The sequence below is a fragment of the Psychrobacter proteolyticus genome (assembly GCF_003350005.1).
In the GTDB taxonomy this organism is placed as follows: domain Bacteria; phylum Pseudomonadota; class Gammaproteobacteria; order Pseudomonadales; family Moraxellaceae; genus Psychrobacter; species Psychrobacter proteolyticus.
In genome coordinates, this window is sequence record NZ_QLKS01000001.1 from 1,091,830 (window position 1) to 1,099,313 (window position 7,484).

Genomic DNA, 7,484 nt, shown 5'->3' on the forward strand with positions numbered 1-7,484 from the left:
GAAGAAACTATGCGTATCCAACTATTGGACAACATCACCGGAAAATGGGCGATGCAATGGATTATCATTTGGTTTATTTGCGGTGTTATTGCCTTGTCCGCAGGTTTTTGGCTCACCACAGACCATACTACGCTTGATTGGTTTTATTTAGCGGTCTCGTTTATTGGTTTGGTTTGCGTGGTGTCATTGTCATTCCGCAAAAACGTCATGGGCAATGGCTTTGGTATGGGAGCAACGGCTGGCGAAGTCATCGTACAGGCAACGTCTGGTGCAGTTGGTTTGATGCTTGCTCCACTATTTAACTTTTTTACCCATGTCTACGGTATCTTTTATTGGTCGAAGCACACCGATCCTGATGGCGACATGATACCCAAATCAGCGAGTAAGGCTGTCTGGTTAATCACTGCTGCATTTATTATTGTAGGCCTCGCCCTTTTCCCAACCGTCAATGATCTACTGGCGAGCTATGGTTATGCGGTCGTAGAAGATGATAACAGTCTGTTTTTAGGGTTTATTTCTTTCTTTTGGATCAACGTGATTGCTTTTGTGCTATCTATCACGGCTCAGGCAGCTATGATTCTGCGTTACTCATTTAACTGGTGGCTGTGGATCATTGTTAACTTTGTCTGGCTCATTGTGAACCTCATGTCTGGTAACTATATTTTTGCTATTCAGACTATGGTGTATCAAGTAAACGCATTTATCGGCCTTTATGAATGGTACCGTAGTGAGCAAGGATAACGTGTCTCTTGTAGAAAATAACCCTTGCGAATTTGAATAAAATCTTGCTGATATAGCATCGATAGTACGAGTGAAATTGACTGTGCCGTCTATCAGATAACATGGTAGACAGGCGCAATTAGTGCTACAACTGATGTTAACAATCATATTCATACTGAGATCAGTAGCGAGTCCATTAGCTAGTATGAGTTACTCATTTTATTTACTAACAGGGAGGTTAGTATGTCTCGTCAACCTAAAATGTCCAAACGTACGCTAGAGCAATGGCTTAGTGAGTACTCTGTCAGTCATCAAAACTTGGTCAATAAAAAAATCCATTGGCTATGTGTGCCAACCATCTTTGTCAGCCTGTTAGGTATGGGCATGTCATTATCCGTGTGGTTTACCTTGGTACTAAGCGCATTGGTATTATTGTTTTATTTACGCTTATCTACGCCGCTGTTTTTAGCAATGGGAATGTTTATTCTTATTTGTTTGTCAGTAATGGCAGCGATGCCGTGGGGCTTTAAAGCGTGGGCAGCGGTATTTGTCGTGGCATGGATTGGCCAGTTCATCGGTCATAAAATCGAGGGCAAAAAACCTTCTTTCTTTAAAGATTTACAGTTTTTACTCATTGGTCCAGCATGGGTTGCTAATAGTTTAATGCAGCGTAAATAGCTGTCAATTCTTGCGTAATTTTCTCAGGAGCTTAACTTAGCTGTAGGATATTGATAAAATCTACAATTCTCACCCTCAACAAGAAAATATCACCAATAAAAAAGCGCCACCCAGAAATTACTGAGTGGCCCTTTTTGTTTTACGTAAGCTTTCGAGCTATTTAGTTTTTAGGACTATATAGAATAGACTACCCTATATTAAGCACCAAAAACTTTCATACGCTCTTCAACTGGCTTGAACTCTTTATCGCCCGCTGGCTGCTCTATTCCGCCAAAGACCATTTGTGCCATCAATTCCCAATCTTGATCAATATTCCAAGTGCTTGCCACTTTTTGATCAATGACTGGATTATAGTGTTGTAGATTAGCACCTACCTCAATACTAGCTAACGCAGTCCAAATAACATACTGATGCATAGCATTGCTCTGGCTTGCCCATGTTGGGAAATTATCAGCATATAACGGCGCCGCTTCTTGCATGCCTCGAACCACAGCTTGATCTTCGAAAAATAGCACTGTTCCAGCACCGTGGCGGAAGCTACCAATCTTCTCTTTGGTAGAAACAAATTTTTCTTCATCACCAACGATCGCACGCAATGTATCTTCCGTCATGTCCCACAATTTTTTGTGATCATCTCCAAACAATACAACAATGCGTGTTGATTGTGAGTTAAATGAAGACGGTGTGTGCAAGATAGCATGCTCAACCAAATTGACCACTTCTTCGTTAGCAACTGGCAACTGATTGTTTAACACGTAGATAGAGCGACGCTTTTCTGCTAATTGCTGTAGTGTTTTTAGATTTGACATAATACTTCTCCGGGTTATTATTAGGAATAATTTACATTTTCTGTGCTCTAGGCAGTTTACTACCCATCTTTCATATAATGATCAATACACAATGCCATAAGACTGTTATCAAAAAAAGTGGACCAACATTTTTAGTGGTACTGCTATATGTTCTATTAAAAGAACATGTAGCAGTACCAGTTGTTTCATCGCAACTTATGACCGGTACAACATACTGTGAAATGTCACTATAAAGAGAGCGGCACCTCCATTACTAAGATTTTCGCACTTTCTTCTACCTTCATGCTGAAATTTTTAATATCCCAAATACCAAGGCCATCACGTACGGATAAAACATTATTATTTACAACTACTTCACCACTAATAACGAATAGATAGACACCATTATTAGGATTATTCAGCTCATAAGTTGGCGACATACCTTTATCAAAATCACCTATACTAAACCAAGCATTTTGATGAATCCAAACCCCTGCATCATCAGCATCAGGTGATAGCACTTGGCTAAACTCGTTAGGTCGCATGATATCGCCCATATGCACTTGCTGATAACGCGGTGCGACATTCATTTTGTTTGGTATTACCCAAATCTGCAGAAACCTCACAGCCTCTGCATCGTCACCATTCATTTCACTATGAGTAATGCCTGTACCCGCTGACATCACTTGAATTTCACCAGTTTCTATGACGCCCTCATTACCGATACTATCGCCGTGAGCGAGCTTGCCGGATAGAGGAATACTGATGATTTCCATGTTTCGGTGCGAGTGATTGCCAAACCCTTGACCGCCAATGACAAAATCATCATTAATAACGCGTAAGGCACCAAAGCCCATGCGCTCAGGATTATGGTAATTAGCAAAGCTAAAGGTATGCCTGCTTTTAAGCCAGCCATGATTGGCATCGCCACGTGAGTCTGCTGCATGATAGATCGCTTTCATAACTTATCCTCAGTGTTTAATAAGCCAATTACCTATAACAGTAAAAAATGATTGTTAAAAATCACACCTAAACAAGTAACCAAAACGCATCTTAGCCATGTTTTTATTATAGAAGTTAGACAATGGGAGATAAACAAAGGTAAAAGCAAATAACTATTCTCTTTTTGAGAACAATAACATTCTATGTTGTATGAAAGTCTGACAGAGGAGTGGTTATGCCAATCATAGTTTATCTATTCATCAGACATTGAAATGATAACCAGTACTTGACGTAGGCACAAAGTAAGCTATTTTAGTGTCTACTTCTTACTTACAGTCCCTTTCTAAAGATATATCTGATGGAACGCACAGCTAAATTTAAGAGCATCATAAGCGTTGACTCGTTCTAGATAAAGCGTAATAATCAAAGTCGTCAGTTCTTACAGTCAGAACAATTATAAGGGGTTGATGATGGGTCAATTAGAAGATATGGCAATGTTCGTACGTATTGTTGAGGCAGGTAGTATCACTAAAGCAGCTGAGCAACTAAATACGGCCAAATCAGCTGTTAGTCGTCGCCTTAAAGAATTAGAAGCTCGTCTAGGGAGTCAATTGATCAACCGTACCACGCGTCATTCTAAACTAACACAAGCTGGTGAACAGTATTACCAGCAAGTGAATAATATATTAAGTAGCGTTGATGCTCTCAATGAGCATATCAGTGATGATCCTAAACGTATTGAAGGAACGCTAAAGATGACCGCACCTTTATCCTTCGGTATCATGCATCTAACTGATGTAATCGATGACTATGCCAATTTACACCCTAGTTTAAAGTTTGAGCTGGACTTTTCTGATCGACGTATTGATTTAATAGAAAAAGGATACGAGCTTGCCATTCGAATTGGGGAGTTACAAGATTCCAGTTACCAAGCGAAGCAGCTGGCTTTGATTCGATGTGTCGTCTGCGCAAGCCCTGACTACTTGAAAAGAAAAGGAGTACCTGAGACCTTAGAGGATCTAAAAGGGCACGATTTTCTGCAGTATAGTCTTGGACAAACCAGCAATATAGAACTGATAGATAAGGAGGGGGAAAAACATTACCATACCCTCAATGCCAAAATCAAAGCCACCAACGGTGAATTCTTAGTTGATTTGGCAGTAAAAGGTCACGGCATTACAGTAATGCCTACCTTTCTTGCTTACAAAAAACTCGCAAGTGGTGAGCTACAAACTATCCTAAAGCAATACCACCTACCAACATTAAGTGCTTATGCCGTTTACCCAAAAAATCGTTTTTTGTCACAGCGTTGTCGCTATTTAATCGACTTCATCGCTAAACGGTTTGGTGATAATCCATATTGGGATCAGTTCTAATAGACCCTAATTAAGCAGGTTTATTCTTACCAAGAATACACAGCCGCACTCAGTCTGAGAGAACGTCTACTGCTATAAAATAACGTCCCTAGCCCTCTTAGCATTTTACTCAGTGATAGCTGAGATTTCACCAATCAGCTTCTTAGTCTTATACCTTGCTTCTGCTAATGCCATCTTATCTTGTGCCACAACGGTCAACACACATGGCTTTCCAACATAGTCCGTTTTCACAAACAACATATTTCCAGAAGTGGCTTCAACAATAGTAATATTGCACTTACCTTGCTTCATTTGACTGGCAGATGAATCACTCAACGCTGATAATGTACTACTCATCGCAGCAAACTTATCGGATTGGTTACTTAATTCTTTGATCGAAAAGCAACTGATAGGGAAACCATCTGTGGTGCAAAGGCTAACTAATATGATTTCTCTATTGGCTTCACACAATGCTTTCATGTGCTTTAAGAGTTCTATTTTCGCTGGTGTTTTTTCGTTTTGTATAGTCATATCTAACATCAACCTTGATTATTCAGGGTATTAAATAATGATAATAGAGACACGGCGGACTCTTTATTCCTAGGGTCTGTATTGATCACTGGTGCAACTATACCGTGCTGCATCAGCATGACTCTTATTTCTTGTCCGAGCACTGCCACGCTTTGCTTATCAGCATCTTCGCAATGAGTAATACCAATGATACAAGTAGTCTGTTTTTTTGCTGGTGCAAAAAAATGTAGCAGTTTGTCTAAGTTGGCATAGTCAGGTGTCTCGCCATGCTTGATCAAGATAAGTAAGCCCCATAAGGAATGATTTACGAACTCCCACAAAAACGAAAAACGTTCTTGACCTGGAACCCCATAAATACCTAATGCCATATCATCAGATAAGGTTATTCTTCCATAATCAATACCGACTGTGGTGTACTCTTTACCAATATCAATACTAGACTTTGCTTCTGTCTCAAAAGGACTTATTTCACTTAAAGTCTTGACCATTTGAGTTTTTCCGGCGCCCACTTCACCAATGATAGCTAGCTTCTGATAATTCAATTTCTCACCTCATTCCTAAGAATTTTTTGATCGCACCGTAAAATTTGTTAGGCTTTTTTTCACTAACCTTTTGCTCATCTAATGGCTGTGCATCTGTCACATCCAGTATACCCGATAGCTCAAAGCCTACTATCATTTTTGTGACTTGATCAAGTGAGCCAAACTCCCCACTATTTACTAACGCGTCAAATGGATACGGTTTCTTAGTTAGTTTGACACACAAATCCATAATCAATTGAGGGTTACTCTCATGATTTAAATCAGGCCAAGCCAATAACTTAAGATTTCTGCCTTTATAATTCTTTTGGACAGCGGTGTCAGATTTTTTTATATCAAAGAAGGGTTGAATACGTTTTGTGTGCTGTTCATTAAAACTACTTAGAAGAGCGCTATTATTTTCAATAAAAGTATCAAAAAAAGCGCTTTGATCTACAAAGTCAAACACGCTGACGCCCCAAGTATTAAAGCTACGCTCTGTCACATTTTGATCAAGAAAAATCCAAATATCTTCATGTCTAGGATCAGATGCTATCTTGGCCATCAACTTGTCCACTTCAGCGTGAGGACCTTCAAGCACTTGAAGATACTGTCCTTCGCGGTAGGATATGATACCTGTGATTTTTGACTCTGGATTATGCTTACTAGAGACTCTAACAATGTCTGATAATCCAGTAGGCATACGAATACTGCGATCTTTAAGAGGCACCCTGCTGACATATGCAACACATTTCATTTTGCCACCATTTGATAGAACATCCAAAACTTCATTAAGATTTTATATATCGTTATAAAATCTTAATTCGTTATATACAGTACGTATATAACGAATTTGACCGTACTACTCAAATTTTTTAATACACTGAGTAATAAAGAGGATTCAACAAACCAACGACTGGCTTAATTGATCTTAGCTAAATTATACTTCTAATGTTTTTTCTACTGACTGTACTTTACGGCGCGCCAATGCAAGGTTAGCTTTTGATTTATCAAGTACTAGGTAGATAAACAAATCTTCATGGCTAGCTGTAGGACGGATGATGTGCAGCTGAGACTCTAGTGTAATCAACATATCTTCAATTTCACCTTTAATATCTAGTGACTTCATCGTTGCTACTTTTGCCTTTACTACCTGCGAGTTACCTGCCGCAGCCAGCTCTAAGTCAACACCACCGCCAATCATACCTAGTACCATGCCTGACATGTAGTCAACAATACAGGCACCCATAGCACCATCAAGATCCATTAATTCGTTCAAAGACTCATTGATATTTGACATACTTTATTCCTATCCATTTGTTTGTGTTTAGATGAGATAATTCTCTTTTGGGAACACTTATACAATTCAATAGTACTAAAATTTATTGAACTTATTCACTATCTAACCATTAGCATAACTTAAATGCATTTATTAATACTTAAGAAAATTATGATAATCTAATACGAATAATTAAATGTATTTTTTGGTACAGAAACTATAGCGTACTCTTACATAAAGCTAGATTCCCGTAGTGACAGTCATTATATTCTATATAATAACTAAGAGCACATTTGCACTTAACCACTCAAGGACAAATAACGACCACTGAGTAGGAAAAGTAACACCAATCAATAATGATTCTATTTTAGAGCGTAAAACTTATATTTTTGGCTTTGAATCTGATAAATATTCGAAACAATTTAATTAAAAGATACAATGTAGGATTTACGCATGAAAAATGCTAAATTCTCTTCGATAGGTATTTTTAATACAAATTATAGAAATGTAGTTGATTTAAAAATTTAATCTATAGAGATATAAAGATGATAAGTCATAACATCAACAAGAGTTGTAATGAAAATGATAAAAGCACCACCCAACTATTCATTGGATGATGCTACTGGAAAGTCGATAGTACAGAAGATCAGCATAAAATCGTCAAAAGTCAGGA

At 38.5% G+C, this 7,484-nt stretch carries 9 protein-coding genes; 3 read left to right on the top strand and 6 right to left on the bottom strand.

Features of this window, described 5'->3' with window-relative positions:
• Positions 1-9 precede the first annotated feature (9 nt).
• Together pnuC and DXK30_RS04520 are read left to right on the top strand one after the other, a co-directional pair.
• Positions 10-741, top strand: a complete 732-nt coding sequence (gene pnuC, locus DXK30_RS04515; RefSeq protein ID WP_114700625.1) for a nicotinamide riboside transporter PnuC — start codon at positions 10-12, stop codon at positions 739-741.
• A gap of 222 nt (positions 742-963) precedes the next feature.
• Positions 964-1,398, top strand: coding sequence for an Mpo1 family 2-hydroxy fatty acid dioxygenase (locus DXK30_RS04520; RefSeq protein WP_114700626.1), 435 nt, complete (start codon positions 964-966; stop codon positions 1,396-1,398).
• Between the two features lie 197 nt (positions 1,399-1,595).
• Here the strand turns inward: DXK30_RS04520 and DXK30_RS04525 are convergent, their stop codons facing one another.
• Both DXK30_RS04525 and DXK30_RS04530 read right to left on the bottom strand, forming a co-directional pair.
• Positions 1,596-2,207 carry a nitroreductase family protein gene (locus DXK30_RS04525; protein ID WP_114700627.1) on the bottom strand — a complete coding sequence of 204 codons (612 nt, stop codon included), beginning with the start codon at positions 2,205-2,207 and terminating at the stop codon, positions 1,596-1,598.
• A gap of 227 nt (positions 2,208-2,434) precedes the next feature.
• Positions 2,435-3,148, bottom strand: coding sequence for a pirin family protein (locus DXK30_RS04530; protein WP_114700628.1), 714 nt, complete (start codon positions 3,146-3,148; stop codon positions 2,435-2,437).
• Between the two features lie 447 nt (positions 3,149-3,595).
• Between DXK30_RS04530 and DXK30_RS04535 the strand changes: the two genes are divergently transcribed.
• Positions 3,596-4,504, top strand: coding sequence for a LysR family transcriptional regulator (locus DXK30_RS04535; protein WP_240314055.1), 909 nt, complete (start codon positions 3,596-3,598; stop codon positions 4,502-4,504).
• A gap of 105 nt (positions 4,505-4,609) precedes the next feature.
• Here the strand turns inward: DXK30_RS04535 and DXK30_RS04540 are convergent, their stop codons facing one another.
• The 4 genes from DXK30_RS04540 to DXK30_RS04555 all read right to left on the bottom strand — a co-directional run bounded on the left by DXK30_RS04540 (position 4,610) and on the right by DXK30_RS04555 (position 6,832).
• Positions 4,610-5,014 carry a roadblock/LC7 domain-containing protein gene (locus DXK30_RS04540; protein ID WP_162799511.1) on the bottom strand — a complete coding sequence of 135 codons (405 nt, stop codon included), beginning with the start codon at positions 5,012-5,014 and terminating at the stop codon, positions 4,610-4,612.
• An 8-nt stretch (positions 5,015-5,022) separates the two neighbouring features.
• Complete coding sequence (locus DXK30_RS04545; RefSeq protein ID WP_114700631.1) at positions 5,023-5,556, bottom strand: GTP-binding protein; 534 nt, start codon at positions 5,554-5,556, stop codon at positions 5,023-5,025.
• Positions 5,557-5,560: 4 nt separating this feature from the next.
• Positions 5,561-6,289, bottom strand: a complete 729-nt coding sequence (locus DXK30_RS04550; RefSeq protein WP_114700632.1) for a BLUF domain-containing protein — start codon at positions 6,287-6,289, stop codon at positions 5,561-5,563.
• A 183-nt stretch (positions 6,290-6,472) separates the two neighbouring features.
• Positions 6,473-6,832: a hypothetical protein gene (locus DXK30_RS04555; RefSeq protein WP_114700633.1), complete on the bottom strand. Its 360-nt coding sequence runs from the start codon at positions 6,830-6,832 to the stop codon at positions 6,473-6,475.
• Positions 6,833-7,484: the final 652 nt, after the last annotated feature.

Coding starts and splice junctions, on each gene's coding strand:
- pnuC (WP_114700625.1), top strand. CDS start 10: ATGCGTATCCAACTATTGGACAACATCACCGGAAAATGGGCGATGCAA.
- DXK30_RS04520 (WP_114700626.1), top strand. CDS start 964: ATGTCTCGTCAACCTAAAATGTCCAAACGTACGCTAGAGCAATGGCTT.
- DXK30_RS04525 (WP_114700627.1), bottom strand. CDS start 2,207: ATGTCAAATCTAAAAACACTACAGCAATTAGCAGAAAAGCGTCGCTCT.
- DXK30_RS04530 (WP_114700628.1), bottom strand. CDS start 3,148: ATGAAAGCGATCTATCATGCAGCAGACTCACGTGGCGATGCCAATCAT.
- DXK30_RS04535 (WP_240314055.1), top strand. CDS start 3,596: ATGATGGGTCAATTAGAAGATATGGCAATGTTCGTACGTATTGTTGAG.
- DXK30_RS04540 (WP_162799511.1), bottom strand. CDS start 5,014: ATGACTATACAAAACGAAAAAACACCAGCGAAAATAGAACTCTTAAAG.
- DXK30_RS04550 (WP_114700632.1), bottom strand. CDS start 6,289: ATGAAATGTGTTGCATATGTCAGCAGGGTGCCTCTTAAAGATCGCAGT.
- DXK30_RS04555 (WP_114700633.1), bottom strand. CDS start 6,832: ATGTCAAATATCAATGAGTCTTTGAACGAATTAATGGATCTTGATGGT.